The following is a 25,901-nucleotide window of genomic DNA, read 5'->3' as shown; positions in this document are numbered from 1 at the left end:
CAGCCTGTCGTTCTGGAATGGGCCACGGGTAGGTCAGGCTCGTTCGCCTCTCAGCCAACGTTCATGGTAATGGACCAAGCGCGTCAAGCCATGCAGGGCCGCATTGTGCAGCACATCCGCACGCTCACCGAAGAAACGCTGGGTAGCGGTGAAGACAGCGTCGGTGTCGCCGGCAAAGGCCCAGGCGAAACACAGAGTGCCAGGCAGGACGCCCGAGGCGGGCGCAGGCCCTGCCACACCCGTGGTGGCGATGGCCACGTTGGCCGGGCTGTCGCGCAGTGCGCCGCGGGCCATTTCCCAGGCCACCGCTTCGCTGGTCAGGCCGAAGCGTTCGATGGTGCCAGCATCGACGCCGAGCAAGCGCTGCTTGGCTTCTGGCGAGTAGACGACATAGCCGCTTTCGAGCACTTCGCCCGCACCTTCGTGTTCGGCGAGCATCGCCACCATGCGTCCTGCAGTACAGGACTCGGCGGTGGTGAGCAGCAGCTCGTGGGTTTTGAGATAGTTCAGAACGGCCAAGGAGGGGTCGCGTGTCATGGCGGAATTACCTTTATGTCTGTACGGCAGTGGGACGTATAGGGATTCCGGGATTCGAGCGAAATATCGGTTGGGAAGCGCGAGGCCCGGCGTGGTGGGCCTCGCCTGTGAACCTAGAGAATCGGCTTGCCGCCGGTGACGGCATAGCGCGAACCCGAGATATAGCTCGACTCGTCCGAACCCAACAGCACGTAGATCGGTGCCACTTCCACCGGCTGGCCGGGGCGGCCCATCGGGTAACCGGAGCCGAAGTTCTTCACCGCTTCATCGGGCATGGTCGCTGGAATCAACGGCGTCCAGATCGGACCGGGGGCGACGCTGTTCACACGGATGTTATCTTTGGCGAGCATTTGAGCGAGCCCGGCGGTGAAATTGGCAATCGCGCCTTTTGTGGTTGCATAAGGCAGCAATGCTTGTGAAGGGTCGTCGGAGTTGACGGAGCTGGTATTGATGATCGAACCACCCCCGTTTTTCTTCATATGCGGAACCGCGCGCTGACAGATGCGGAAAATAGCTGTCATGTTGACGTCGAACGTCATGACCCATTCATCGTCCGAAATGTCTTCGAGATTGTCGTGAGACATCTGGAAGGCAGCATTGTTGACCAGGATGTCGATGTGTCCGAACTCGGCCAGGGTCTTGTCGACCGTGTCGTAGCAGGTCTGCTTGTCGGCGAGGTCGCCCGGCAGCAACAGGCACCTGCGGCCCGCTTGCAACACCCAGCGCTCGGTTTCCTTGGCGTCTTCGTGCTCTTCCAGGTAGGCGATGGCCACGTCGGCACCTTCACGGGCATAAGCGATGGCCACTGCGCGGCCAATGCCGCTGTCGCCCCCGGTGATCAACGCGATCTTGCCTTCCAGTCGGCCGCGACCGGTGTAGGTCTGCTCGCCGCAATCGGGGTACGGGTCCATCTTCGCTTGCGAACCAGGCACGGACTGGGGCTGGGACGGGAAGGGCGGTTTCGGGTACTCACGCATGGTTCTGGCTCCTGTAAAAGACAATGCTCATGAGTCTTTCGAAGGGCGCGATCCAGGCGTGTTGTGGCGGATATGAAATTCGGCGACGGACGGCAATCGAGGCGTCAGATGATCAAGTAGTCGCTGCGTTGGAGGATGCCGCGGTGTTCGCCTTCAACCAGGTGCACATAGCGCCCGCCCACCAAGTCGATGGGCAAGCAGTCATCGATGTCCAGGACTGCGTCGGTGTGTGCCTTGATCCAACCCTTGGCCATCCGATTTCTGCCCAAGCGTTTGGCCGTGGCTTTGTCCGGCGCGGCTATCAGCAGATAGCGGTGGGCTTCGCCGAACACCCCGGGTTCATAGCCGCCCAGGTTGAGAAAGAACAATCGCAAGGCACCGGGCGCCGGGCTGGCTTGGCTGAATTCGATGCGGTAGGCGTCTATGCCGTCGACTTCCATCCAGGCATCGACATGCAAGCCTTTGGGGCTGCCGAACCAGTTGGCGCGCAATTGCGGGTAGGTGTCGGCCAAGGTCTCGGCCTGGGCGAACAGCACGTCGTGGACTTCGATGCTGGCACGGGGGTGGCGGCCGCCGAGCAGGACGATGTAGAGCATGGTGAGGTATCCAGGGTAGATCGGCTGTGGTGGGTCAATGGCTTCGGCGCTGTTTAACCGAAACTTCAACGGTGCGCAAAGGAGCGACTTCGAAACATCGCTGTCAGTCGACCGCCATTACAAACAATTGGTGCTCGTCGGCATACCTCAGCAAACGCTCGTGCAGTTGCTCGGTGTCCTGGTAGAACTGGGTGTCGAGGGCATCAAGCGCAGATTCGCATTCGAGGTTCCGCTCGTCCGCGTAGGAGGGCATGTTCAACTGACGTGCATCTTGCTCGCTGGGTACGGGTTCAGCGCCGAACAGCACGCGTTTGGCCTCTTCAAGCAAGGCCAGCGTCTGCGTCGCACCCAGTTCAAGAAGACCCGCGCACGCCTGCGCGTAATGATCGCCCGAGGAGTTGCCGAAGTATTGGTCGAAGCCGCCGTTGTGCACCTCGCCTTGTAACACGCAGACAGCGTAATAGCGCTGCTCTATCAGTCTCAGCCCCGTGAAACCTGCGGTCGTGTGGTAGACGCGGTTGACCAAAGCGTTCCAATACAAGGCTTGCGGACTGGCAAGGTACTGCCTGTGCGCTTCGGCCCGGCGTTTGCCGGCTTCGATATTTTCTCGGTAGCCGCCTTTGCAGGGCATACACAGCCCGTCGTTCTTTACGAAGGTGGATATCGCTATCGGCGTTGCGCAAAGGCGGCAGGGTTGTTTGTCGCTCATGGACTCTCCACTGGACTTTTATCTAGGAAAGGCCTTGTCGGCCGACTGGACTATTCGATAGCGCCGGGCATCATTGCTCCAGGCTACTGGGATATCGGAGCACCTATTTTGGGGGTGACGGTGGGAAAGGGCGTTTGCATTCGAGCACTCTGGATTCGAGCCATTACAAGCTATCCGGATCCCCAAAAAACATCTTGACTTGGCTCTAGAATGATAGTTTCAGGTCAAAAAAAGTGCGTTATGCCCCCATTTTTGCCCCCAGTCGCCGCCAATATGTGAGCGATCGCGAATGGCGATTTCTGACAGAAGACCAAGCTGGTATCGAGTGGTTTGTTATCGCCAGCGCAGGATTGGCCCAGTTACCGAAATTTCACTGACCCAGGCTCCTACCTTGTGAACCATTACCAGTGCTGGATTTTATCCGATTCGTGTTGGGTCAGCGTGGCATCGGCCACTGGGTCAATTCGGCATCAGCGCCAACAGGGAGTAGGCAGACTATCGGTTGACTCCACTGACAGGCAGCTTTCGGCCAGAAGCGGCCACTCATAAAGGACCGCTACCTTACAGTTGCGAAGTAGAAGCAGAGGGAGAAATCAGTCGCAGCGTGCAGCGAGGCAATAGTATATCGAAGGTGCTACTAAAGCGTACTGAATCGTATTCCTATCGCTTCGAAAATTGCGAAATTCGGAAGAAAGCGATATCTGTGGTACCAGCAGCGTCATGAGCTAAGGTCGGTTCCAAATCTTTTTCGAGTCGTTGTAATATCCAATGCTATTTGAGCCAGGAGGCCAAGATGACCGTTGCCGCATTATTGTTTGCCGAAACGTTCCCCATTGTCATTACTGACCATTTGATCAGCAGTAACTATACGCCTCCGGTGCCTGTAACGACGGCGCTGACCGACGCAGAGTCGAGAGTAGGCGACAAAGGCTATACACCCACGGGAATGGCAGTGAAGTTGTGGCATGGCCCCGGCGATTTGTACATGCTCTACGCAGGCAAGGTAGATGATGCACAGAGGATTCTCAAGGAGGTAAGTGCGAGGGTCTTGTACAAGCCATATACTATTCAAAATCATGAAGACGTTACCCTGTGGGCTGATAGTAACCGCCTTGAAGCCAGTTTTATTGTGGTTTACCAAGATGTCGATGGGCTCATTCATCACATGAGTCACGGTGCTCGTGTGTATCAGAGCCCGTATTTGGGGCGGGTTTTGATTATTGGTAGCGGCGAGATCCCCCTAACGACGAGCATTCATCACGTTGAAAAGTATTTGCTGTCGCTACCTGCAGATTTCGACAAATTCACCGCAAAATATGTTGACACTGCCATGGTGAACGCGTTGGCTCTGCAAGCCCGCTCCTCTGTTGATTATATGAAGGAGAATTCGAATTTCGCCAATAAGTCCACCGGGGGACTATTCGCGCTTTCTTATCTTCCAAAATGTTATGGCTGGAGCGATTCAAGCCCGCCCCCCGAACGGTTGCAGCATAGGGTTTGTGAGCTATTTACGTATAATGTTGGCTCAGATATTTATCTTTCACGTGCTGTAATCGCTTTTCGTGACGTCGACGAGGAAGAGCTCAATACCCTTGTCTATCGAGAGAATATCCCCCGAGTTATGAGTCTGAGTCAGGCCGATCTATTATGGGAACAAGGCGATTTGACTCGTCATCGAATTGCGCAATTGCGGGACGACTCAATTACTGAACCTTTTAAAGGTCTGGCGAAAGCATTGAATATTCACCAAGTGATTGTTTACGCGACCATCACTGTGAGTGGAAAAAAAGGGTATCACCACAAAATTTTTCATCTGGGCCCGCGGCCACTTCTACAGGTAACTAACGATGCAGCTGGTCTCCGTTTAACTCTCAGTCGCTTGATGGTCGGGGAGGTGTGGAACAAGGTAAAAGCCCAGCATTCACTTTGACCCATTCCACTGAGTCTATCGCCCGCAGCTTGTTAATTAGTAATGCGAAAAGGCAGAGCTTAATCCGTCGAAATTTAGATGTGAAGGAAATGATCACACATCTGCTTCTGGCCGAATTCTATCTGTCATTAGGGAGCAGCAGTCGGCCATTTACTGCCGTTCGCCACTGACAGCTATTGGCCGATAGCGACCCATCACTCGCGCTGCCGCCGCCGATCGGTATAGTCTAGGGAGCATGAGAAAAGCCGCTTGGCTGCACCTGCAAACCACATCCGTGAGTCATCCCGGGAGGTGGCCGGCAACGTTACTTAGTGCGTTACCGCTTGCTCTGATTCGAGGTTTTGTTTCTTAAGCTCTATCGCTAGCTCAGCGAGCGCGGTCATACGGTCATATTGCACAATCATCATTTGCACGTAGCCGCACATGAAGAAGAAAAAGACATTCGCCACTGCTACTGCGAATACCCAGTCCATACGTGCGCTGATGCCAGCGCCGTCGAGGGTCTTAATCAGAGTCGAAATGCCTATAAACAAGGCGAGCGAGCCAGGAAAAATTCCTACCTATTCCATCGCCCCAGTAACCATATAGGTGCGCTTTTCGAATCCGTTGCGCTCGCTTTTGAGTTCGAGCGCGCCTAGCTTGAGAGTTTCCTGGGAGAGTGCCGAAAGTTTGGGCAAGTACTGTGCGTCGACTTGCATTACCGTTTTAACGTTCCATTCCAACAGAGAGGCAAAGGGAGCAGCGAGCACTTTCTTCAGCGAATGTCGATATAGGAGCATACCCATGACGGGGTAGAAAAATAAGGCCAGATAAGACACAGCAATCAGTACCCAACTGATATTGAAAAGCCAATATGCGTGGAACGACTTACCGAGTATGGCCAGCAGCACCGCAAGAACTGACGGGCTTATCATTGCGAACCGAAAGTATTGAATTCCCAGACGGTAGTTTCTACTAGACTTATGTTGCTTGCGGTTCGTTCGCACGGTTCGCTTGTAGGCTTGTTCGATTTCTGCCTTGATTCGCAGGTAGTCGTTTTCGATTTTCATGACATTCCTTGGGAATACGAAGATCCAAAAGCAAGCATCGCAGGAATAAGCACTCGATTAGAAGGCCATGCTCCGGTAAAGATGAGCTAATGACTCTGCACCTTAACCAACAGTGTTCAGAATTTCCGTGTTTGGCAGTTAGCTAACTGTCATGGCTTACCGCTTTTACCCGATTTTGCCTATCGGTACCGACAACACCGAGCGGTTCTCAAGCGATCATTGTTACCAAGCTTGCTTCTCAGATCGAATGCAAAGGTTTTGTTCAAATGCAAGTCAAACAAGCGCTCAGTACAGATGCAATCAGACAGTCCAGGGATTGCAATTTCGCAACAGCTTTGTAAGGGAACGGCAAACACGCCTTCCCAACGCCACCGCCGAAGGCCATGGTGTCCACCTAATTTAAGTGGACACCAGTTCTAGTCTTTTAAGCGGGTATCTCATGCAGCCGACACGCCGCACCTATTCCAAATCCTTCAAAGCCCAAATAATCCAAGAGTGCGCCCAGCCCGGAGTCTCAATCGCCAACATCGCACTCAGCCATAGCCTCAACGCAAACCTCGTCCACAAATGGATTCGGCTGCAAGCGCAGAAAACCACAGCCATGCAATCTGCATTTGTTCCATTACCTGTGTCGCTGACCGGCGCAAACATGCACCCGGCAGCATCGAACATCTGCGTTGAAATCCAGCACTCGCGCGGCACCGTCAAAGTGAACTGGCCCACTGAAAATGCGGCTGCCTGCGCGACTTTTCTTCGAGACCTCCTGCGATGATTCGCATCGATGCCATCTGGCTCGCCACCGAGCCTATGGACATGCGCGCGGGCACTGAAACGGCGTTGGCCAAGGTCATTGCGGTGTTCGGTACGGCGCAGCCGCACTGTGCCTATCTGTTTGCCAACCGCCGCGCCAATCGCATGAAAGTGCTGGTGCATGATGGCTTCGGCATATGGCTGGCGGCACGCCGCCTGAACCAAGGCAAGTTCCACTGGCCTGGCACTCGCCATGGTGCTGAAATGGAACTGGATACCCAGCAACTTCAGGCATTGGTGTTGGGTCTGCCATGGCGGCGCGTAGGTGCTGGAGGTTCGATCACACTGCTTTAACGACTGCCATTAGCCTATCGCTCTATCGCCGCGAACGGCCTGCTCTGGCTATATCGGCGCCATGACTTCACTATCCGATCTCGATCATTTGCCCCCTGAACAATTGCGCGCCTTTGCGGGCAGTTGATGCAGCGTGTCGAGATGCTCGACCAACAGGTCGACACACTGAGCAAGACGGTCGAAACAATGGGTAAAACTGTTGAGACGATGGGCAAGAAGATCGGCCAAGATAAAACGCTGATCGAGAAGCTGACCTTTGAGATCGCCCAGCTCAAACGCCTGAAGTTTGCCAAACGCAGCGAACAGATGAATCTCGAGCAGGCCAGCCTGCTCGATGGTCTGATAGACACCGACATCGCTGCGATTGAGGCTGAGCTTCAGAGCTTGCAGACCGTGATAACTCCGACCGAGGAAAAGCAAACGCCCAAGCGCAAAGCGTTGCCGGCAGAATTTCCACGCATACTGATCCATCACGAGCCGGAAAATACCCACTGCCCATGTGGCTGCGCCCTCAAGCGCATCGGCGAGGACATCAGCGAGAAACTGGACTACACGCCTGGCGTGTTTACCGTTGAACGCCATGTGCGTGGCAAATGGGTCTGCGATGACTGCGAAACACTGATCCAGGCACCGGTTCCGGCGCAGATCATCGATAAAGGCATCCCGACCGCCGGGCTGCTAGCCCATGTCATGATCGCCAAATTTGCTGACCACTTGCCGCTTTACCGTCAGGAATCGATCTTCGGTCGAGCGGGCCTGGCGATTCCACGCTCAACCCTGGCGAAATGGGTGGGCGTAACCGGGGTTCAGTTGCAGCCGTTGGTCGATGCGCTACGCGAAGTGCTACTCGGGCAGCAGGTTATTCATGCCGATGAAACACCGGTGCAGATGCTCATGCCTGGAACGAAGAAGACTCACCGTTCCTATGTCTGGGCCTATGCCACCAGCCAGTTCTCGGACGTGGCAGCGGTGGTTTATGACTTCAGCCTCAGCCGTGCTGGAGAGCATGCCCGCAACTTCCTGCAAGACTGGAAGGGTAAACTGGTCTGTGATGATTTTGGCGGTTACAAAGCCAGCTTCGAACTTGGCGTGACTGAAGTCGGCTGCATGGCCCATGCGCGCCGTCAGTTCTTTGAACTGCATGCCACGAACAAAAGCATGCTGGCTGAGCAAGCCCTGCGTTATATCCAGCTGTTGTACGAAATCGAGAGCGAAGTCCGCGATCTTGAGCCGGATGCGCGACGCCGAATACGACAAGAAAAAGCCCTCCCCGCGATGGAAAAGCTGCATGCCTGGATGATTGCCCAGCGCGATCTTGTGCCCGAAGGCTCAGCCATCAGCAGAGCACTCGATTACAGCCTGAAACGCTGGACAGCACTGTCGCGCTACCTTGATGACGGGGCAGTACCCATTGACAATAATTGGGCAGAGAACCAGATCCGACCTTGGGCTCTTGGGCGTAAGAACTGGCTCTTCGCAGGGTCGTTGCGCAGTGGAAAACGGGCGGCGGCGATCATGAGTTTAATCCAGTCAGCGCGCATGAACGGGCATGATCCGTATGCCTACCTCGAAGATGTACTGACGCGGCTGCCGACGCAGCGGGCGAGTGAGATCGGGCAATTGCTGCCGCATCAGTGGGTACCTGGCTTAGGCAAGGGTAGCTGGGAGGGGGCTCACCCCCATAGTTTCTCTGCCTGCGGCACTCCGCCATAGCCATAAGCCGTAGCTCGCACGTCTATGATGTGGACGTTCGAATGAGGGTGTACATTCCCGACGCGTTCTGAGATCAAATCATACGACTCACGCTGATAGCGCCGTTTCTGCGCTACTGTGGTCGTCTCGTCGGTAATCGTGATCTCCAAGCGGAAGCTATTTCGCCCCAAGCTCGCAAGCGATTTACTGTCGATAAACCACAAACTAGGATCAACGAACCCAACGATCACCATCGTTTGAGATGGCTGCTTGTCCAGAACGCGTGCAGTCAGCTCAGTCAGCTCGTGGCTGAGTTGGGACGCTAGGGCAGCATCAGGCGCCCCAGATAAGGTCAGGGTGATACCAGGCATTTCAGTAATCCTCGTAAGTGATGTACCAGTAACTTAGTCTTTGAATATCGTCCTGAAAAGCGGGAAAATCAGTGCTCATCTTCCTGTTTATCCGGAACCTGCATGTACCACTTCGATCTTACCCAGCTCCACGCCTATTTGGAGGTCTGTAACGCAGGCAATATCTCTGCAGCCGCTCCGGCGCTGTTTCGCTCGACCTCCGCCATCAGTGAACAACTGCGGAAGCTGGAGGATGCTATCGGAGTCGAGTTGCTCATTCGAAGCAAGCAAGGCGTCCACCCCACCCCTGCGGGTGAACGACTTTTGCGCCACGCCAAGCAGATCCTCACCCTGGGGGAGCGGGCGCTGTCTGATGTTCGAGGCGAACAATTCGAAGGTGAGATACGCTTGGCGATAACCGATTACTTCCGCCCTGACGACATTGCCGGACTGCTGAAAAAGCTACGCGAATGGCATCCACGGCTTCGACTTCATGTGGTGATGAAAAAGAGCCTGGAAATTGACCAAGCAAGTGACTACCTGGACATTGGCTTGGCTATGCGTTTCAACGAACGCGTGTTCAGATCCAGCACCTTTGAGGTGAGGCGGGAACCACTGCAATGGGTAGCTGCTTCTGGCTGGGTTCCAGAGCCTGGGCAGCCGCTACCACTGCTCGCAATCAGCGGGTGCGGATTGTCGGAATACAGTTGCCAAGTGTTGGAACGCGACCATGTCGGATATGAGATCGTTTACTCGACCTCAGGGGTGGCGGGGTTGCAATCGGCATTGAAGGCAGGGCTTGGCATTGCGTGCCTAAACGCGAGTGCCATACCGCTTGGTGTCGAGCCCTATAGGGCTGGCCTGCCTGCGTTGGCGCAAGCCAGGTTCCTGCTACTTCCTCCGCGTAAGGGGGAGTCTGTGCTAGTGGAAAATGTGCGGCAATTGTTGCTGGGTTATCTTGCATAAGGTTCGAGATAAGACAATCCACGTTTCAGGCACATCCATAAGCCTACCTGTAGGATGTGCTGACACTGCTGTCGACGCAGCGGGCAAGCAGAATTGTAGGGCTGCCGGCACACAGATGACGCTCAGTTTAGCCGTGCAAGACGCCTTGCCCGGACGCATACACAGCTTTGCCGCTTCGCATTGGCGCACATGCGACGAAGTCGCCCGCTCGCTGAACCGAGTCGCAGTCTGATGCTAAATCGACAGAGGCCCGAACGCTCGGTATGAGTCGACCAAAGAATCGAAAAGCGAGATATCCGAGCGACTCCTAGCAAAGAGCTGGGCACCGACAATAGCTGCGAAAATTGCACGTGCTCTAGATTCACTCTCACTTGATTCGCACACCTTCGCAGCTAACAGAAGCTTGCTAAGCCATGCAATGTTGACATCGGCAAAGGTCTGAATTTCTTTTGTCATCTCAATCGGTAAAGTATCGGTTTCAGCTCCCATGAAACTGCCCAGGCAGAGGCGATTGTCGGCCTCAAGCGATCTACGGAAAATTTCAGGAAAGCGACGCAGAGCGTCAATCGGAGATGGGCTTTCTGATTCGATGACCTCTAGCGCGAGCGCACCGTCTTCCCAATACCGTTTGGCAACCGCAATACCCAGATCGGCTTTGCTTGGAAAATGGTAGTAAATACTCGCCGCTTTGATACCAACATCCTGCGCAAGGTCGCGGAAATTTAAACCATTGTAGCCCTGCGATTGGGCAATTTTTTTGGCCGCCAGCAGAATGGCTTCTTTGGAGTTGACGCTCATCTTGGTGCCATTCGTCTTGGGACGATCTCTCAAAATTGGGAAAGCTAATTTACAGCAAAGGCCTACCGTGTGACAGGTAGGGTGTTCGCGGCAAGCCGTGAGCTCAACGTGACTTGGGTTTCAAGTAGAGGCCGTTCCATCATGTCAGTGAACGGCATCGCAAGCCGATACTATCAAGATCACTACGGTCTCCGAGAAGGCCAGGGCTGTGGCGATCTCGGCGGACGTAGTTTCCATTGAGATGTTACTGGGCTGGCGAATCCAGCTCAGGAATGCCGCTGTTCCGATCAGCGTAGGCAGCCTGGAAGCTCGGACGTTTTGTCCAGCGCTGCCAGTACGCATCCAGGAACTCAAAGCGCTCGTCCAGTGGAGTTGCATTGACCGGGAATTTCGAGAACGCGATCGCGGTTGCCAAAGTAATGTCCGAGAAGGTTGGGGCATCGCCGCCGAGCAGCCATTCGCGGCCGTCTGACAGATGACGATTAACCAGTGCAGCGTGAGCCAAAGCTTCCTTACGGCAGTGTTCGCCCCAAGCCTCATTTTTGGTCAATTCCAGCTTGAAGCCGAGCCCGGTGTGCAAAACATGGAACGCTGTGACGATGCGGTACAGGATGTGCACCCACACCCGGTTATCCCACATGTTATCCAACCCCTGTTCCAGTGCGGTCGCTCCCATGATCTTTCGACCCGGATACTCTTGGTCAAGATAACGAACAATGGCAGCCGTTTCGGAAATGTAGCTACCGTCTGCCAGTTGCAGGGTGGGAGTTTCGCCCCACGGATTCATATTCAAATGACGCCAACCACGCTGTTCGCCTAAAGGGGACATGTCATAGATGGTCTCGGCAAATTGGTCGGCGATGCCCTTTTCGTGCATGAACAGACGCAGACGCTGCGGGTTTGGAAAGGCCGAAGGCGAAGTGAAAAGCTGAAGTTTGTTAGTCATGGTCGATCCTACAGAGTGGTGGTTGGTTTGTCTATCTGCCGTTAGGTAGGCAGACCTTAGCGAGCGATTCGGTTCACGTCAACACCTAACTAACATTTGTTAGGTAGGTTTTTATTGGGATTTGCGTGCTGCATCGGTTCGATTGAGGTGAGTCATTGGAGGAGCCGGGGAAGGGCGCGCAATCCAGCATCGTCGCGAGATTGTAGTGGTCTACTAACCCCGGACACCTTTTTAGGCGAGAATGCTCGCCATACAGAGGTGTTCGATGAGCAGACAACGACGTACCTTCACCCCGACTTTCAAACGTGAGGCTGCCAGCCTGGTGCTCGACCAAGGCTATAGCTGTCCCGAGGCCGCCAGATCTCTCGATGTAGGTGAGAGCTTATTGCGCCGCTGGGTTGCCCAGTTGCAGCTGGAGCGCGGGGGCGTCACGCCCACTGCCAAGGCGCTCACGCCGGAGCAGCAGACCATTCAGGAGCTTCAGGCCCGTATCAACCGCCTGGAGCTTGAGAAGAAAATATTAAAGGAGGCCACTGCGCTCTTGATGGCCGAGGAACACGGGCGCAGACGTTGAAGTCGATTCGGCAGTTGGCAAAGCACTACCCTGTTCAACTGTTGTGTTCAGTCTTCGAGCTACCCCGGTCTTGTTATTACGCCCACTTGGCCCGGCGGCGTCATATCGATGCCCGTCGACTGAGCCTACGCAGTCGTGTGAGTGAGCTGTTCAACCAAAGCCGTGGTTCAGCGGGCAGTCGCAGTCTAGTTGCCATTCTGCGGGATGAAGGTGTGGAGGCAGGGCGTTTCAAAGTCAGGAGGTTGATGAAGGAACAAGGACTGATCAGCAAACAGCCCGGTTCTCATGCGTACAAGAAGGCCACGGTCGAGCGACCCGACATCCCCAATGTGCTTGATCGCAAATTCACCGTGGCTGCGCCAAACAAGGTCTGGTGTGGCGACATCACGTATATCTGGGCAGAGGGTCGATGGCGCTATCTGGCGGTGGTCTTGGACTTGTACAGCCGCAGAGTGGTGGGTTGGGCGATGTCTGCCAAGCCTGATGCGGAACTGATCGTCAAAGCGCTCGACAGGGCTTACGAGATGCGTGGCAGACCACAAGGCGTGCTGTTTCACAGCGACCAGGGCAGCCAATATGGCAGCCGTAGTTTCCGCCAGCGGCTCTGGCGCTATCGGATGATTCAGAGCATGAGCCGAAGGGGAAACTGTTACGACAATTCGCCCATGGAACGACTGTTTCGTAGCCTGAAAACGGAGTGGGTGCCGATAGTGGGTTACCTGACGACAGCATTGGCCGAGCAGGACATCGGCCGCTACCTCATGCAGCGGTACAACTGGATAAGGCCGCATCAGCACAACGGCTTCGTACCGCCGGCGGTTGCGGAGGAAAAACTCAATTCTGTGTCCGGGAATTGTTGACCACTACATTGGGGCAACGACACTCATGAAGTCCGCTGTACATTCTTCGTGGGCATCTCGCGCGCGAAGAGGCGACTCGTGGTCACGACTGCTAAGCTTATCCATAATTGCTGGGGCAAAAATCAGCAATCCGCCCTGGGTCAATTTTCAATCGGCAGGGTGGGGATGCGGACAAAAGACCTTTCGAAAAACTAGCCGTTGGTCGAAAAGCAATGCTCCATCCAGGGTGTGGGCTGAAGTGTGGGCTGGGAAACTTTACCAAAAGCCAGAAACGACAAAGCCCTGAATAATCAGGGCTTTGTCGTATAAAGATGGCGGAGGCGATGTCCGCCTAACAGTTTGTTTGAACGTTCTGTCAAACACCTCTTCGCTCGGAGTGTTTCATCGGTCGGAGGAGCACTTATAGGCAAATGAGTACCACCAAAAGGGTTAATCTTTCACGTGAAATGCTTCGTTTTGCCGCAACTGGTCCAAGTAGTTGGCCCATTGCTGAGCCGCCTCCCGGCGTTGGACGAGCAATTGCGCGCGCGCATACACAGCACCCAGCGCGCCTGGCATCCGGTGGGATAGCGACAGTTCAAGCACGATGGGGTCGATGCCCAAGTGCTCGTGGGTAATGGTTATGTAGGTGGCGCGAAAGCCGTGGGCTGTGATGTCGTACTCTGGCCAGATGCGTTGAAAGGACTTGAGCATGGAGGTCGGATTGATGGGGCGTCCCGGATAGACTGGCGAGACGAACACCCAGCCTTTGCCTTCTTCATCCACGACGCGGGTTTTATGCAGCTCGCGTAACAGAACCAAGGCTTGCTCAGGCAACGGCACGATGTGTTTGCTCTTGTCCAGGTGCTTGGTCTTGCTCACCACATAACGCCAGTCGGCACCGACCAGATCGACGTCTTCCCAGCGCATCTGCACCAGTTCGCCAGGGCGTACCGGCAACACGACCAGCAGCCGCATGGCGGTGGCAACACTACCGTCGTTACAGTCATCCAGGCGTAAAAGAAATCTGCCCAGGTCGGCTGGCCTTTCAATCGCCGGATTGCTCGTCACGACGTGGCGAATCTTCAGCTCCTCGATGTTACTGAGCGCCACGTTGCGTTCCACCCAGCCTCGACCTTCGGCAAAACCCAGGATGGAACGGATGATGGTGCGTACGCGCCGAGCCATGGCCATGATGCGTTGGCGGCGCAGCTCCGTAATGATTGTGGTGATGTGTTCCAGCTTGATCTCGCTGACCGGTTTATTGCCGATGGCAGGCAAAATGTGGTTACTCAGCGCGCCACTAAACCCTGAGATGGACTTGGTGACCAGTTCGGCAGACTTAAATGCTAGCCATTGCTTGGCCACATATTCGAAGGTGCGCTCTTCGTTGAGCAGCTGTGCCTCGATCTTTGCGGTCTTGGCTTTGAGCGGAGCAATGTGGTTGACCACGTCGCGGCGTGCGCCGCGGGCAATGTCGCGTGCTTCCTTCAGACCGATGTCGGGGTAGGCACCGATCGAGAAACGGTTTTCCTTGCCATGCAGCCGATACTTCAATCGCCAAACCTTGGAAGGGTGTTTTCCGACCTTGCTCGACGCCCTGACCTCCAAGTAGAGGCCAGGGACTTCGCCATCGGCGTGCTTGCCGGTTTCGGTCAGTGAGCGGATCAAGGCATCGCTGAGTTTTCGTTTGAAAACAACCGCATTATCTGGGGGCATCGGTGGGGGCATCCTTTTTAAGGAGCCGAAATTTGCCCCCAATTATGCCCCCATGAGTCGTGGAATCCATTGGATTTAGAAAGGCGGTAGCGGATTGAAATTGTCAATAAATATTTGTTATATAACGACTTTGTGGAATTTAGTGGAATTCCATTACAGGCTATCGGGGTCCCCAAAAAACATCTGAATCCGCGACCGCAACCACCGCTCCGCCGGATCGTTGTCCTGCGCCCCCCGCCACGCCATGTGCAACTCGAAATGCTGCACCGGCAACGGCAACTCCTCCGCCCGCAACCCACCCGCCGCCGTCAGCACATCGGCCGTGTAGTCCGGCACCGTGGCGAGAATGTCGGTGCCCGCCAGCAGGCTTCCCAACCCATTGAACTGCGGCACGGCCAATACCACCTGCCGTTTGCGGCCCAGCTCTGCCAGCGCTTCGTCGATGAACCCGGACAGATCCCCGGCGAACGACACCAGCGCATGGGGCCGGCTGCAGAAATCATCCAGGGAGATCGCCCCAGGCATCGTGTCCGCGCGCAACAGCTTCGGTGCGCTGCGGCGCAGCACCTTGCGCTTGGCGTTGGCCGGCAGGTCGGCGGTGTAGCTGACGCCCACCGAGATTTCGCCTGAGGCCAGCAAGGTGGGCATCAGCAGGTAGTTGACCCGCCGCACCACCAGCACGATGCCGGGCGCCTCGGCGCGGATGCGCTTGAGCAGCAGCGGCAGCAGGGCGAACTCGGCATCGTCCGAGAGGCCCATGCGGAACACTGCGTTGCTGGTGGCCGGGTCGAACTCGGCGGCGCGGCTGACGGCGGTGGAGATCGAATCCAGGGCCGGGGAGAGCAGGGCGAAGATTTCCTGGGCGCGGGCCGAGGGCTCCATGGTGCGCCCGGTGCGCACGAACAGCGGGTCGTCGAACAGGTTGCGCAGGCGCGACAGCGCGGCGCTGATCGCCGGTTGGCCGAGGAACAGCTTTTCGGCGGCGCGGGTCACGCTGCGCTCGTGCATCAAAGTCTCGAACACGATCAGCAGGTTGAGGTCTACACGGCGCAGGTCGTTACGGTTCATGGGCGGGCTTGGCCTGTTGCCTGGGCGGGAGCAGAGGTGAATCTTACGGGCAAAGGCTGTTACCCTGCACCGTTTTCAGGCCGGCATGGGCCAATTCGTCTCGAACCCAATCGATGGCAGGCATGTCGACTATTAATCACCACGGATGGCCTAAGCGTTGGCCCCCGGATACAGTCCGGTCTTACGAGAGTCACACAGTCGAGGTAGGCGATGTCCCGCATCATCCGTTTCCACAAGTTCGGCGCCGCCGATGTGCTGCGCTGCGAGGAACGACCCGAGCCCACGCCGGCCAGGGGCGAGGTGCAGGTGCGCGTGCAAGCCATCGGTGTGAGCTGGTACGACGTGCTCTGGCGGCAGGACCTGGCGCTGTCCCAGGTGCGTTTGCCCTCGGGTATCGGCCACGAGATGGCCGGTGTGGTGAGCGCCGTGGGCGAGGGTGTCGAGGATTTGGCTATCGGCGACCGGGTGGCGAGCTTCCCGGCGACCAGCCCCAACGACCATCCGGTCTACGGCGATGTGATCGTGCTGCCGCGCAGCGCCCTCACGCGCTACCCCGACGTACTCACGCCCATCGAGGCCAGCGTGCACTACACGCCGTTGCTGATCGCCTATTTCGCCTACATGGACCTGGCCCGGGCCAAACCCGGGCAGACTGCGCTGGTCACCGACGCCAGCCACTGCGCCGGCCCTGCCTTCGTGCAACTGGGCAAGGCGCTGGGCTTGAAAGTGCTGGCGGCGACCAAACGTGCCGAGCAGCGTGACTACCTCTTGGGCCTGGGCGCCGAGCACGTCATCGTCACCGAAGAGCAGGACCTGCTCCTGCAAGTCAACAAGTTCACCGCCAACCGCGGCGTGGACATGGTGCTCGACGGCTTGGGCGGCCCGCAGATGTCGCTGCTGGGCGATGTGCTGGCACCGCGTGGCAGCCTGGTGCTATATGGCCTGCAAGGTGGCAACCAGACACCGTTCCCAGCCTGCGCGGCATTCAAGAAGAACATCCAGTTCCATTTGCACTGTGTGAGCAACTTCACCGGCAAGCCGGAGCTGGGCATCGACCAGGACGAGCCGGCCTTGCAGCGTGCCTTGGAAGACATCAACCGTTTCACCGCCGAGCACCTGCTGACGCCACAGATCGTCAAGGTGTATCCGTTCGAGGAGGTCGTCCAGGCCCATCGCTATATGGACGACTGCCCCTGTGGTGGGCGTGTGGTGCTGGACCTCGCAAGCGCTGAGTGATCGTCTCCGCCTGGGCATGGGCATGGGGGTCACCCCTCCCGGGTGGTCGCTAGGAAAACTCCTACGCAGCAAAACAACCTTTCCTACGCATTTCTGGAATAAACCCTCATCGCTAAATCCTTGGTGAATTATTACCGTCACCAGTAGGAAAGGCTTCCTCCGAGCTGTGGCGCAGGAGGCCGGTTATTCGTTCGCCCAAGCTGCTCAGGGATGAGGTAACCATGCGATGAGTGAAATGCACGACCAGGCCATGCAGGCCATCTTCCGCCAGGTGCTCGAACGCCTGCTCGATCACCTGAACCAAGCGCAGCGGGCCTCCCTGCAACTGCTCATCCAGCGGCTGCTGGTCGCCGCAGGAGGGGTGGAGCGGATCGGCGAATTCCGTTTGCTCGTCCTGCACGGCAACGACCGCTCCAGTGACCATCTGCTGGCGTGCCTGCGCGCAGCGCAACTGACCCTCGCCCAACGTTTTTCGCAGACCTTCGCCCTGCGCGTGGTGGTTCCGTGCCATCCAGGCATGCATGCGCTGGAGCGGGCCCACCATCTGCACTGCTTCAACGTGCTGTATCTGCACGACGACAGCCGCGTCGAGTTGCTTCTGGCCGAAGCCGACGGTTTGCGCCCTTACGAGGCTCACGTTTTTGCGCTCGAGCAGCCCCGAACTGCGGCGCGCGAGGCCTGGCTGCTGTCTGGGCATGCCCAGCAGGGCACGGCGCGCGGACTGCTGGGCAGTCGATTGTGGTTGCAGTTGGCCCAGGCCTGTGTCCCTGCGGTGCGGGCTCGGAATGGGGCCAGCGCGTTGGTCACGGCCATGCCGCACCCCCAGCGCCTGCGCCTGCTGGCCTGGAGCCGACGCTGCCTGCGCCTGATCGAACCCGGCAGGACGCCGGCGTTCCAGTGCGCCCGGGCGATGATCGAAGCGCTCGCGCGCCTGCAGACGCGCATGGCGCAGTTGCCCGCGTCGCCTTGCGACCTCGTTTCGAGATCGCCTCTCCATGGGTGCAACCTGCAACTGTTGAGCCTCGATGAGCTGTTGCAGCACATCGGGCATCAGGACCGTTTGCAAGGCCTGTTGGGCCACCGTTCTGAACATCACGCAGATGCCAGTGGCCTGCATGCCTTCACCGATCTACCGCTGCTCGGTCGTTTGAGCGAGCTTCAAGCCAGATATTCGGACCCTGAATCCAGGCAGTCGGCGGGCTTGCCCGTGCAAGCACCGTCTTGGCGAGCGAACCCGGCCAGTGGGGCGAGCGCGGACAGTGAGAACGACTATAGTCTGGGCGAGGAGCAGCTCGCCTGCCTGCTGTTCGCACCCTTCGTGGAGCGCGGTGCTCGGCTGGAAGCGTTCGTGCGCCGTTGCCATCCGAACATGCAAGTAGCCATGCCTTACTTGCACCACGCCCTGCAAGGTGGGGTGTGCCCGGATGCCGTGGTGCGCTGGCTGGTCAACGTCAGCGGTGTGTCGTTGCCGCGCCTGCAAAGGCTCTACGGTTTGCGAGTGGATGCCCGTACCCTCTGCCTGCAACGCCATCTGGCCAAGCGCGACGCCCGTTTGCGGCTGGTGCAGCCGGCCGCACGCTGAAGCTGCGCCATTCTTCGCGGATCGGTATCGTCTTGAGCTATACAGGTGTAAGCGAAGTCTGGTTCCGGCGGGCGAATTTTCACCATCTTATGTGCTCCAAGTCCTAACGTGGCACAATGGCCGCCCGCCCGCCGTGTTCACAAGTCGCAATACAATTCCCGTACTTTCAACGACTTGGAGGGCTACGCACGAAGCGTGTCCAGGCTCATACTGACGCCATTTCGTGACGTGCCGGTGCGGTGCTTCGCGCTTGACAGGATGCGGCCCTGTGGTGTCCGCGGTTCAATCATCCTTGGATAATCCATGATCTGGTTTCTGGAAGGGCAGGCGTCCCAACGCGACATCCTGCTGGGTGCTCGCGAAGCGTTGCCCGCGCACGTCAGGATAATCGCCTCCCACCGTGGCGATCGACCGGAAATCACCGGCGTGGCCGACCTTGCGCTGCACGAGCCGGAAGCCTCTGGAGAGCGCATGGAATGGGTGATCCGTACGGCTTTGGAACACGGGGTCAAGGTCATACTGGCCGGGCGCTTGGGCGCCGCCTATGAGGCCGAACGCCATGCTTTCGAAGCCGCTGGGCTGACACTCGTCACCGGCGGGCTGAGCGCGCAGACGTTCCAGTGGGTCGACGACAAGGCCGTGTTCACCGCCCGCGCCGAAGCTGCCGGGCTCGCTTGCATCCCTGCCACCACCGTCACCAATGCCGATGAACTGGCCGCCGCCTATCAGGCCTGTCGCGCCAGCGGGGAGGTGTGCATCAAACCGGTGGTCGGCATCTACGGGCAAGGCTTCTGGCGCTTGCGCGAGGGCCTCGACCCATTCCGCTGTTTCGCCAATCCCGACCGCCGGGAAGTGGCGTTCGCCACCTACCTCCAAGCCTACGCTGCGCAATCGCTGCGCGAGCCGATGCTGGTCATGCCTTATCTGCCCGGCGCCGAATGCTCGGTCGACATGGTCTGCGAGGCTGGCAGGGTGGTGGCCTACGTCGGGCGCCGCAAGACCGGCGTGCATCAGCGTTTCGAGCGCGACACGGCGGCGACGCGGCTGGCGCTGGCCGCTGCGCAGCATTTCCAATGCGACGGCATCGTCAACGTGCAAACCCGTGACGATGGCGACGGCCAACCCAGGCTTCTGGAAATCAATCCACGCTACTCCGGCGGAATCGGCTATACGCGCCTGACGGGTATCAATCTGCCGGGCATTTTCGCCGCGCGCCGGCTGGGGTTGCCTGAACCGCGCAGTGAGTGGGTAGAGGGCGTCAGGGTGAAACCGATCACCGTCGCCGTAGCCGCCTTGGATGGGCAGCCGCATGTTCCGTACTGACCCAGCCGTCGCTGTGGGTCCTGGCCTTTGTCACTCATGGAGCGCGACATGCTGACACCTGGCGCCAATACAGCCCTGGACGCCCCCGAAACAGCCTGGGTGCTCACCACCGCGCTCGCCGATGCCTTCGGCGCGTCGGTGGCGGTGGCCTTGCTGCCGGTCACCGAGCGACGCGTGCCCACCGGGCCTGCGGCACTCTTGCACGTCGAACAGACGGGCTGGATGACCTGGCGCGGCGATCCGTCCTACGTCGGTTGCACGCTGCGCCTGGACGCGCTGCCGCCGGGCAGCGACCGTGTCCTGCTGCTGGTGTACCGTTATGACAACCTCGGCCCTCTGAGCGCGGTGGGCGCTTTCACCCTCGATATCGAACAGCGGATTCGCTACACCCTCGACGTCAGCGGCCACGGCGAAAGCGCCTTGATCCTCGGTGAGTTCTACCTGCGCGGTGGGCTATGGAAATTCCGCGCACTGGCCGAAGGTTCGGCCTATGGCCTCGCGGCCTTCGGCAGGCGGCTGGGCATCGAGCTGGACGAGGCGCATCCCGACCGTCCTGCAGGGCGCGACGGCAGCCCCGACGCCGGCCCCTCCGGTGCTACCGGCACGGGGTTTGCCGTCGCGAGCAATACATTGTTGACCTGCGCGCACGTCATCGAAGGCATGCGAACGATCGAAATCAATGCCTTCAGTGGCCGGCACCGCGCCGAGCCGATCATGGTCGACTCCATCAATGACATGGCTTTGCTGCGGGTCGACGGTGCCGTGTTGCAACCATTGCCCATCGCCGCGGCGGGCGGGTGTGGCCTGGGCGATCCGGTGACGGCGGTGGGGTTTCCACTGTCAGGTTTGGCCGGCGGAGGCGCGCACGTGACCCAAGGCGGGGTATCAGCCATGTTCGGCCTGCGCAACGACACCACGTTGTTGCAGTTCACTGCGGCCATCCAGCCCGGCTCCAGCGGCAGCCCGTTGTTCGACGCCAGCGGTGCGGTAGTGGGGATGGTGACCTCCACGGTCGCCGACGCGCAAAGCATGAATTTCGCGGTAAAGGGCCAATTGCTGGCAGCCTTTCTCGAAGCCTGCCACGTACCGTTCCTGACGCCTGCTGACAGCCCGCTGAAGAGTGCCGCCGAGATCGCCCGAATCGCCCAGCCGTCGCTTTGGAAAATCGAGGCGCGCCCGTGATGCGCTGCCTCAGCTCATACAGACGTCCTCCCAGGGACGTCTTCCACACAGGGAACACAGTGCAGTGAACCAGCAACCTACCCGACTCAGCGCGACCCTCACGCGTGGCGTGCTCGAAGTCGATGTACAGGGCGGCGACGTACCTGCGCAATCGCTGTTCGGTTTCGCCGAACGGCGCAATCCCAAACGCGCGTTCCTTTTCGTTTCGCGCGTGCTGGGCAAGCACATTCCCGTCGAGCCAGCGTTGATGGAGCAGTCCTATCGAGCCCTGGCTGCGCAGATTCCTGCCGACTTGCCAGGCCCGGTGCTCATGCTCGGCATGGCCGAGACAGCCGTCGGACTGGGCGCCGGTGTGCACCGCGCCTACAGCGCCGGGCGTGACGACACGATGTACCTGGTCAGCACGCGGCACCCGGTCGGCGAACGGGTCTTCGCCCGCTTCGAGGAAGAGCACAGCCACGCCAGCGCCCATCTGATCCACGAACCCAGCGATCCGGCATTGGCCGCGCGCCTGCTCAGCGCCCGCTCGCTGGTGCTGATCGACGACGAAGCCTCGACCGGGCGGACCTTCGTCAACGTGCACCGTGCGTTGCTCGCCGCGGGTTTGAACCATATCGAGCGCGTCGTCACCTGCGTACTGACCGATTGGTCGAGCGATGCCTTGGGCAACCACTTGGGTTCCACGGTAGAGCAGGTGTCGCTGCTCAAAGGGCGCTACCGGTTCGACGAAGACCCCACCGCACCCTTGCCGCAGATGCCAGAGACCGGCACCGTGGCGGTCGGCGATTGGCCGGTGGATCCGGCCAACGATTGGGGGCGGCTAGGCACTTGCGGCATCGAAGACACACTTGGCCCGAATGTTCGCGTCAGCCCAGGTGAGCGGGTCTTGGTCCTGGGTACCGGCGAATTCGTATGGAAACCTTTTCTCCTGGCCGAACGCCTGGAACGGGCCGGTGCCGACGTGCGCTTCAGTTCCACCACCCGCTCACCCATCGCCTTGGGCCACTGCATCGAACATGCCTTGAGCTTCTCCGACAACTACGGCCTGGGCATCGTCAATTTTCTTTACAACGTCGCGCCCGGCCAGTTCGACCGTGTGCTGATCTGCAGCGAAACGGCGGCCGAGGCCGTGCCGCGTTCGCTGATCGAAACCCTTGATGCGGAGGTCATCGTCGATGGCGAGTGAACGCCCCCTGGTGCTGGTCGACCTGGACGACACGCTGTTTCAGACCGCCCGCAAGATGCCGCCAGCAGGTGCCCGGTATCCGGCTTCCTATGACGTCGCCGGCGAGGTCAGCGGTTATCAGAACCCCGTGCAACGGGCCTTGCTGAATTGGCTGCTGAGCAGCGCCGACGTAGTGCCGGTGACGGCTCGCAGCGCCGAGGCGTTCGGCCGCGTCAAGCTGGGGTTCGACGGCGGCGCGATCTGCGCCCATGGCGGTTTGATCCTGGATGCCGAGGGCCGGGTGGATGCGCAATGGCACGCTGCGATGGGCGAAGTGCTGAGCCCCTTCCACCAACGCCTGCCGGCGCTGTGCGAGAGCGCACTGGGCCTGGCCGACGAGCTCGGCGTTTCCCTGCGCGGCTGGGTTGTGGAGGAGGCCGACCAGCGCCATTACGTGGTCGTCAAACACAATGATGGCCAAGATCATGACCTGTTGCGGGTGCTCGATGCGCTCGAGGCTCGCGGCTCGCTTGCGGGCATGCACAGCCACCGCAACGGCAACAACCTCGCTCTGCTGCCAGCCGGCCTGTCCAAACGCCACGCGGTGCGCCACTACCTAGAGCGCGATCGACGCGAACGGGGCGAGCGCCCGGTGCTGGGTTTTGGCGACAGCATTACCGACCTTGGCTTCATGAACCTGTGCGACTTTTGGGCGACCCCTGCGGGCAGCCAATTGGCGGGCCTGGTGCAGGAGCATGCCGATGCCTGAACTCCGCCTGCCTTGCGCAACCGTCGGTAGCGGCAGCTATCTGCCTGACGACGTGCAGTTTTTGCTACGCCCGGTGAACCTCGAGCTGACCGACGTGCTGGAAAAGGAACGCCTGATCCAGACCCGGCAAAAGCATTATTCGGAAATGATCAGCGCCGAACATGCGCCTTCGGCCACGCACATGGCCTTGTACGCACGCAGCTTGCGTCAGAATGGCGTACGCATGGCCGCCGACGTGCAGGCCCTGGCGCTGGCGCTCGCTGGACACGCGCCTGGCACGACCTTGGCGTTGGTGTCCTTCGTACGCGCCGGGCTGCCGCTCGGCGTGCTGCTGCGCCGGGCGCTGCGCGACTTGGGGCGCGAGGTGCGGCATTACGGCATCAGCATCGTGCGCGACCGTGGCATCGATCAGGAGGCCCTGGAGGCGATCGTCGACGCCCATGGCGCAGACAGCATCCTGTTCGTCGATGGTTGGACCGGCAAGGGTGCCATCGCCGGCGAGCTGCAACGTTGCTTGGGCGCAGACCCGCGCTTCACCGAGGCGCCGCGCCTGGTGGTGCTCGCCGATCCGTGCGGGCGAGCCTGGCTGGCCGCTTCGGCCGAAGACTGGATCATCCCCTCGGGCATCCTCGGCGCGACCGTATCGGGGTTGGTGTCCCGCTCGATCTGGCCGGTCGAAGGCGGCCTGCATGGTTGTGTGGTCTACGATGCGCTGCGCGAGCATGACGTGACCCGTAGCTTCATCGATCAGATCGAAGCGGCGCGGGTAGGGCTGGTCGCAGCACCGGCCCGACCCTGGACACCTGTCCAAGCCGCCGCGCTGCAAGACGAAGCGCTTGCCGTCGTGCGGGGCCTGGCCAGCCGTTTCGGCATCGCCAATTTCAATCGCATCAAGCCCGGTATCGCCGAGGCGACCCGGGCGGTGCTGCGTCGCGTGCCCGACCAGGTGTTGGTACGCGACCGCGACGACGCCGACGTGCAACTGCTCATCCACCTGACCGACCGCGCCGGTATCGAGGTTCAAGCCGTAGGCGATGAACTCGGTCCGTATCGAGCGGTCACCATCATTCGGGGGGTCAGCTGATGAAACACATTTCTCCATTCGCCCTGGGCGCCACGTTGTACATGCCGGCCACCCGGCCAGACATTCTCGATGTCGTGCAGGGCGCGAAACTGCCCGGCCTGCGTTCGTTGGTGATCTGCCTGGAAGACGCCGTCGCCGCCACCGATCTCGACCACGCACTGGCGTCGCTGCGCGAAGTACTGGCGCTGAGCCAAACCCGCCCGCGCCACGACCAGGCACACAGCGGCCCCCTGGTGTTCATCCGACCACGCGATGCCGACATGGCCGCCCGGCTCAACGATTGGGCCGAGATCGCCAGCGCCGATGGTTTCGTATTGCCCAAGCTGTGCATGGCCAGCCTCAACCAGTGGGCGTTGGCGGTGGCCAATCCCGACCTGCTGCTGATGCCGACCCTGGAGACCCGCGAGGTCTTTCACCCCAACGCCATGGCCGACTTGGGCGCTGCACTGCACGACGCGCTAGGTGAACGGGTGCTGGCACTGCGCATCGGTGGTAACGACCTGATGAGCTGCCTGGGCCTGCGCCGCAATCCGGCAACCACCCTCTATCAGACTCCGATGGGCTACGTGATTCCGATGCTTGCGGGGGTGCTCGGCGCGCAGGGTTTCGCGCTGACAGGCCCGGTGTTCGAGCAGTTGGCGACGCCGGCGTTGCTGGCCGAGGAGCTGCAACTGGACATCGCCCACGGCCTGGTCGGCAAGACCGCGATCCATCCCACGCAGATCGCGCCGATCAACGAGGCGTTTCGGGTGTCCATCGAAGACCTCAATTGCGCCCGCATGATTCTCAATGACACCGCACCTGCGGTATTCAGGCACAACGATGCGATGTTGGAGCCGGCCACCCACAAGAGCTGGGCGACCAACATTCTGGAACGCGCCAAATGGCATGGAGTGAAGCCCGCCGAAGGCGGGATCGCAGAACCGGTAAGATTAGCGGAGGTCGCTCGATGACCCAGGAAATGATGGAGGCGGGCCCTGCTGGCGCAGACGTTCTGTCGGTGTTCGACTTCGATGGCACGTTGACCCATCGCGACAGTTTCTTGCCGTTCCTGCTCTTTGCGTTCGGCAAGCGCGCATTCGCCGCCCGCGCCTTGCGCATGCTGCCCGATTGCCTGCGTTATATCGGCAAAGGCCTGACCCGCGACGAACTCAAGGCGATTCTGATCGCCACCTTCCTGACGGGCGTGGAAGAGCAGTGGGTGCAACGCAAGGCGGGCGAGTTCAGAACCGCCTACTGGAAACGCCTGATGCGTCCGGCCGGGGTACGTTCGGTGGCGGCGGAAGTCGCCAGCGGCGCGCATGTCACGATCTGTTCAGCTTCGCCGCGTATCGTGCTCAAACCTTTTGCCGAGCACCTGGGCATCAAACTGATCGCCACCGAACTGGAAGTGGTCGATGGCCGCCTCACCGGCGCCATCAGCGGGAGCAACTGCCGTTGCGAGAACAAGGTGCTGCGCCTGGAGGCCATTTATGGTGCGCTCGAGCAGTACCGCTTGCGCGCTTGGGGCGACACCCGAGGCGACCATGAACTGCTGGCCGCGGCGCAGGAGCCGCACTGGCGGCATTTCCACCCGCGCTGGCAACGGGGGCGGCTGAAGATCCGCCGTATCGGCGCCAAGTTGCAAGAAGGCGAAGTGATGAAGCACTCGGTCACCGGCAATGCCGCTGCGACCCGGCAGCATGACGATCAACAAGGAGCGTAAC

General features: G+C 59.3%; 24 protein-coding genes and 1 pseudogene. 15 read left to right on the top strand and 10 right to left on the bottom strand.

What is annotated here, in order from left to right; translation table 11 throughout:
* Nucleotides 1-33: 33 nt before the first annotated feature.
* The 4 genes from AA0Z93_RS19705 to AA0Z93_RS19690 form a co-directional block, all read right to left on the bottom strand.
* Complete coding sequence (locus AA0Z93_RS19705) at nucleotides 34-537, bottom strand: CinA family protein (RefSeq protein ID WP_413047308.1); 504 nt, start codon at nucleotides 535-537, stop codon at nucleotides 34-36.
* 113 nt (nucleotides 538-650) lie between these two features.
* The gene (locus tag AA0Z93_RS19700) at nucleotides 651-1,514 is read right to left on the bottom strand and encodes a glucose 1-dehydrogenase (RefSeq protein WP_413047309.1); all 864 of its coding nucleotides are present in this window, start codon (nucleotides 1,512-1,514) and stop codon (nucleotides 651-653) included.
* Nucleotides 1,515-1,618: 104 nt separating this feature from the next.
* Complete coding sequence (locus tag AA0Z93_RS19695; RefSeq protein WP_413047310.1) at nucleotides 1,619-2,110, bottom strand: DUF1543 domain-containing protein; 492 nt, start codon at nucleotides 2,108-2,110, stop codon at nucleotides 1,619-1,621.
* Nucleotides 2,111-2,213: 103 nt separating this feature from the next.
* Nucleotides 2,214-2,819 (bottom strand): DMP19 family protein, encoded by a 606-nt coding sequence (locus AA0Z93_RS19690; protein WP_413047311.1) that lies wholly within the window; start codon nucleotides 2,817-2,819, stop codon nucleotides 2,214-2,216.
* Between the two features lie 793 nt (nucleotides 2,820-3,612).
* Here AA0Z93_RS19690 and AA0Z93_RS19685 point away from each other — a divergent pair.
* Complete coding sequence (locus AA0Z93_RS19685) at nucleotides 3,613-4,749, top strand: hypothetical protein (RefSeq protein WP_413047312.1); 1,137 nt, start codon at nucleotides 3,613-3,615, stop codon at nucleotides 4,747-4,749.
* A 560-nt stretch (nucleotides 4,750-5,309) separates the two neighbouring features.
* On the opposite strand, the gene AA0Z93_RS19680 is transcribed toward AA0Z93_RS19685, so the two are convergent.
* Entirely contained in the window at nucleotides 5,310-5,798 is a 489-nt protein-coding gene (locus AA0Z93_RS19680) for a hypothetical protein (RefSeq protein WP_413047313.1), read from the bottom strand.
* Between the two features lie 439 nt (nucleotides 5,799-6,237).
* Between AA0Z93_RS19680 and tnpA the strand changes: the two genes are divergently transcribed.
* The 3 genes and pseudogenes from tnpA to tnpC all read left to right on the top strand — a co-directional run bounded on the left by tnpA (nucleotide 6,238) and on the right by tnpC (nucleotide 8,615).
* Nucleotides 6,238-6,570, top strand: coding sequence for an IS66-like element accessory protein TnpA (gene tnpA, locus AA0Z93_RS19675; RefSeq protein WP_413047314.1), 333 nt, complete (start codon nucleotides 6,238-6,240; stop codon nucleotides 6,568-6,570).
* Nucleotides 6,567-6,902, top strand: a complete 336-nt coding sequence (tnpB, locus tag AA0Z93_RS19670) for an IS66 family insertion sequence element accessory protein TnpB (RefSeq protein WP_413047315.1) — start codon at nucleotides 6,567-6,569, stop codon at nucleotides 6,900-6,902. The genes tnpA and tnpB overlap by 4 nt, the downstream gene beginning before the upstream one ends.
* Nucleotides 6,903-6,963: 61 nt before the next feature.
* Nucleotides 6,964-8,615, top strand: a pseudogene (tnpC, locus tag AA0Z93_RS19665) (IS66 family transposase).
* On the opposite strand, the gene AA0Z93_RS19660 reads toward tnpC, so the two are convergent.
* Nucleotides 8,576-8,965 (bottom strand): tautomerase family protein, encoded by a 390-nt coding sequence (locus AA0Z93_RS19660; protein WP_413047316.1) that lies wholly within the window; start codon nucleotides 8,963-8,965, stop codon nucleotides 8,576-8,578. The pseudogene tnpC and the gene AA0Z93_RS19660 sit on opposite strands and share 40 nt — an antisense overlap.
* A gap of 102 nt (nucleotides 8,966-9,067) precedes the next feature.
* Here AA0Z93_RS19660 and AA0Z93_RS19655 point away from each other — a divergent pair, with 102 nt between their 5' ends.
* Nucleotides 9,068-9,910 (top strand): LysR family transcriptional regulator, encoded by an 843-nt coding sequence (locus AA0Z93_RS19655; protein WP_413047317.1) that lies wholly within the window; start codon nucleotides 9,068-9,070, stop codon nucleotides 9,908-9,910.
* Nucleotides 9,911-10,144: 234 nt separating this feature from the next.
* Here AA0Z93_RS19655 and AA0Z93_RS19650 read toward each other — a convergent pair whose 3' ends face one another.
* Both AA0Z93_RS19650 and AA0Z93_RS19645 read right to left on the bottom strand, forming a co-directional pair.
* A complete protein-coding gene (locus tag AA0Z93_RS19650) occupies nucleotides 10,145-10,708 on the bottom strand; it encodes a TetR/AcrR family transcriptional regulator (RefSeq protein ID WP_413047318.1) in 564 nt (187 codons plus the stop codon).
* Nucleotides 10,709-10,952: 244 nt separating this feature from the next.
* A complete protein-coding gene (locus AA0Z93_RS19645) occupies nucleotides 10,953-11,654 on the bottom strand; it encodes a glutathione S-transferase family protein (RefSeq protein ID WP_208937558.1) in 702 nt (233 codons plus the stop codon).
* A gap of 265 nt (nucleotides 11,655-11,919) precedes the next feature.
* On the opposite strand from AA0Z93_RS19645, the gene AA0Z93_RS19640 reads away from it, so the two are divergent.
* Nucleotides 11,920-13,088, top strand: a protein-coding gene (locus AA0Z93_RS19640; RefSeq protein WP_413047319.1) for an IS3 family transposase whose coding sequence is annotated in 2 segments (ribosomal slippage) — nucleotides 11,920-12,181 and nucleotides 12,181-13,088 — 1,170 coding nt in all. Because the reading frame shifts where the segments join, the coding sequence is not laid out codon by codon here.
* A 429-nt stretch (nucleotides 13,089-13,517) separates the two neighbouring features.
* On the opposite strand, the gene AA0Z93_RS19635 is transcribed toward AA0Z93_RS19640, so the two are convergent.
* Both AA0Z93_RS19635 and AA0Z93_RS19630 read right to left on the bottom strand, forming a co-directional pair.
* The gene (locus AA0Z93_RS19635; RefSeq protein WP_413047320.1) at nucleotides 13,518-14,786 is read right to left on the bottom strand and encodes a tyrosine-type recombinase/integrase; all 1,269 of its coding nucleotides are present in this window, start codon (nucleotides 14,784-14,786) and stop codon (nucleotides 13,518-13,520) included.
* 153 nt (nucleotides 14,787-14,939) lie between these two features.
* Nucleotides 14,940-15,854, bottom strand: a complete 915-nt coding sequence (locus AA0Z93_RS19630; RefSeq protein WP_296268228.1) for a LysR family transcriptional regulator — start codon at nucleotides 15,852-15,854, stop codon at nucleotides 14,940-14,942.
* A gap of 210 nt (nucleotides 15,855-16,064) precedes the next feature.
* On the opposite strand from AA0Z93_RS19630, the gene AA0Z93_RS19625 reads away from it, so the two are divergent.
* The 9 genes from AA0Z93_RS19625 to AA0Z93_RS19585 all read left to right on the top strand — a co-directional run bounded on the left by AA0Z93_RS19625 (nucleotide 16,065) and on the right by AA0Z93_RS19585 (nucleotide 25,900).
* Entirely contained in the window at nucleotides 16,065-17,090 is a 1,026-nt protein-coding gene (locus AA0Z93_RS19625; protein WP_413047321.1) for a zinc-dependent alcohol dehydrogenase family protein, read from the top strand.
* A 226-nt stretch (nucleotides 17,091-17,316) separates the two neighbouring features.
* Complete coding sequence (locus AA0Z93_RS19620) at nucleotides 17,317-18,672, top strand: hypothetical protein (protein WP_413047322.1); 1,356 nt, start codon at nucleotides 17,317-17,319, stop codon at nucleotides 18,670-18,672.
* Nucleotides 18,673-18,975: 303 nt separating this feature from the next.
* Nucleotides 18,976-19,995: an ATP-grasp domain-containing protein gene (locus tag AA0Z93_RS19615; protein WP_413047323.1), complete on the top strand. Its 1,020-nt coding sequence runs from the start codon at nucleotides 18,976-18,978 to the stop codon at nucleotides 19,993-19,995.
* Between the two features lie 48 nt (nucleotides 19,996-20,043).
* Nucleotides 20,044-21,177: a trypsin-like peptidase domain-containing protein gene (locus AA0Z93_RS19610; RefSeq protein ID WP_413047324.1), complete on the top strand. Its 1,134-nt coding sequence runs from the start codon at nucleotides 20,044-20,046 to the stop codon at nucleotides 21,175-21,177.
* Between the two features lie 64 nt (nucleotides 21,178-21,241).
* Complete coding sequence (locus AA0Z93_RS19605; RefSeq protein WP_413047325.1) at nucleotides 21,242-22,363, top strand: phosphoribosyltransferase domain-containing protein; 1,122 nt, start codon at nucleotides 21,242-21,244, stop codon at nucleotides 22,361-22,363.
* Nucleotides 22,353-23,111 (top strand): trehalose phosphatase, encoded by a 759-nt coding sequence (locus AA0Z93_RS19600; RefSeq protein ID WP_413047326.1) that lies wholly within the window; start codon nucleotides 22,353-22,355, stop codon nucleotides 23,109-23,111. The genes AA0Z93_RS19605 and AA0Z93_RS19600 overlap by 11 nt, the downstream gene beginning before the upstream one ends.
* Nucleotides 23,104-24,195 carry a cysteine protease StiP domain-containing protein gene (locus tag AA0Z93_RS19595; protein ID WP_413047327.1) on the top strand — a complete coding sequence of 364 codons (1,092 nt, stop codon included), beginning with the start codon at nucleotides 23,104-23,106 and terminating at the stop codon, nucleotides 24,193-24,195. The genes AA0Z93_RS19600 and AA0Z93_RS19595 overlap by 8 nt, the downstream gene beginning before the upstream one ends.
* Nucleotides 24,195-25,148, top strand: coding sequence for an HpcH/HpaI aldolase/citrate lyase family protein (locus AA0Z93_RS19590; RefSeq protein WP_413047328.1), 954 nt, complete (start codon nucleotides 24,195-24,197; stop codon nucleotides 25,146-25,148). The genes AA0Z93_RS19595 and AA0Z93_RS19590 overlap by 1 nt, the downstream gene beginning before the upstream one ends.
* Nucleotides 25,145-25,900 carry an HAD family hydrolase gene (locus AA0Z93_RS19585; protein ID WP_413047329.1) on the top strand — a complete coding sequence of 252 codons (756 nt, stop codon included), beginning with the start codon at nucleotides 25,145-25,147 and terminating at the stop codon, nucleotides 25,898-25,900. The genes AA0Z93_RS19590 and AA0Z93_RS19585 overlap by 4 nt, the downstream gene beginning before the upstream one ends.
* Nucleotide 25,901: the final 1 nt, after the last annotated feature.

It is taken from the genome of Pseudomonas phoenicis, assembly GCF_047302395.1.
Lineage (GTDB): Bacteria > Pseudomonadota > Gammaproteobacteria > Pseudomonadales > Pseudomonadaceae > Aquipseudomonas.
The sequence above is the reverse complement of the archived record's forward strand: the minus strand, read 5'-3'. Positions and strand labels throughout refer to the sequence as shown.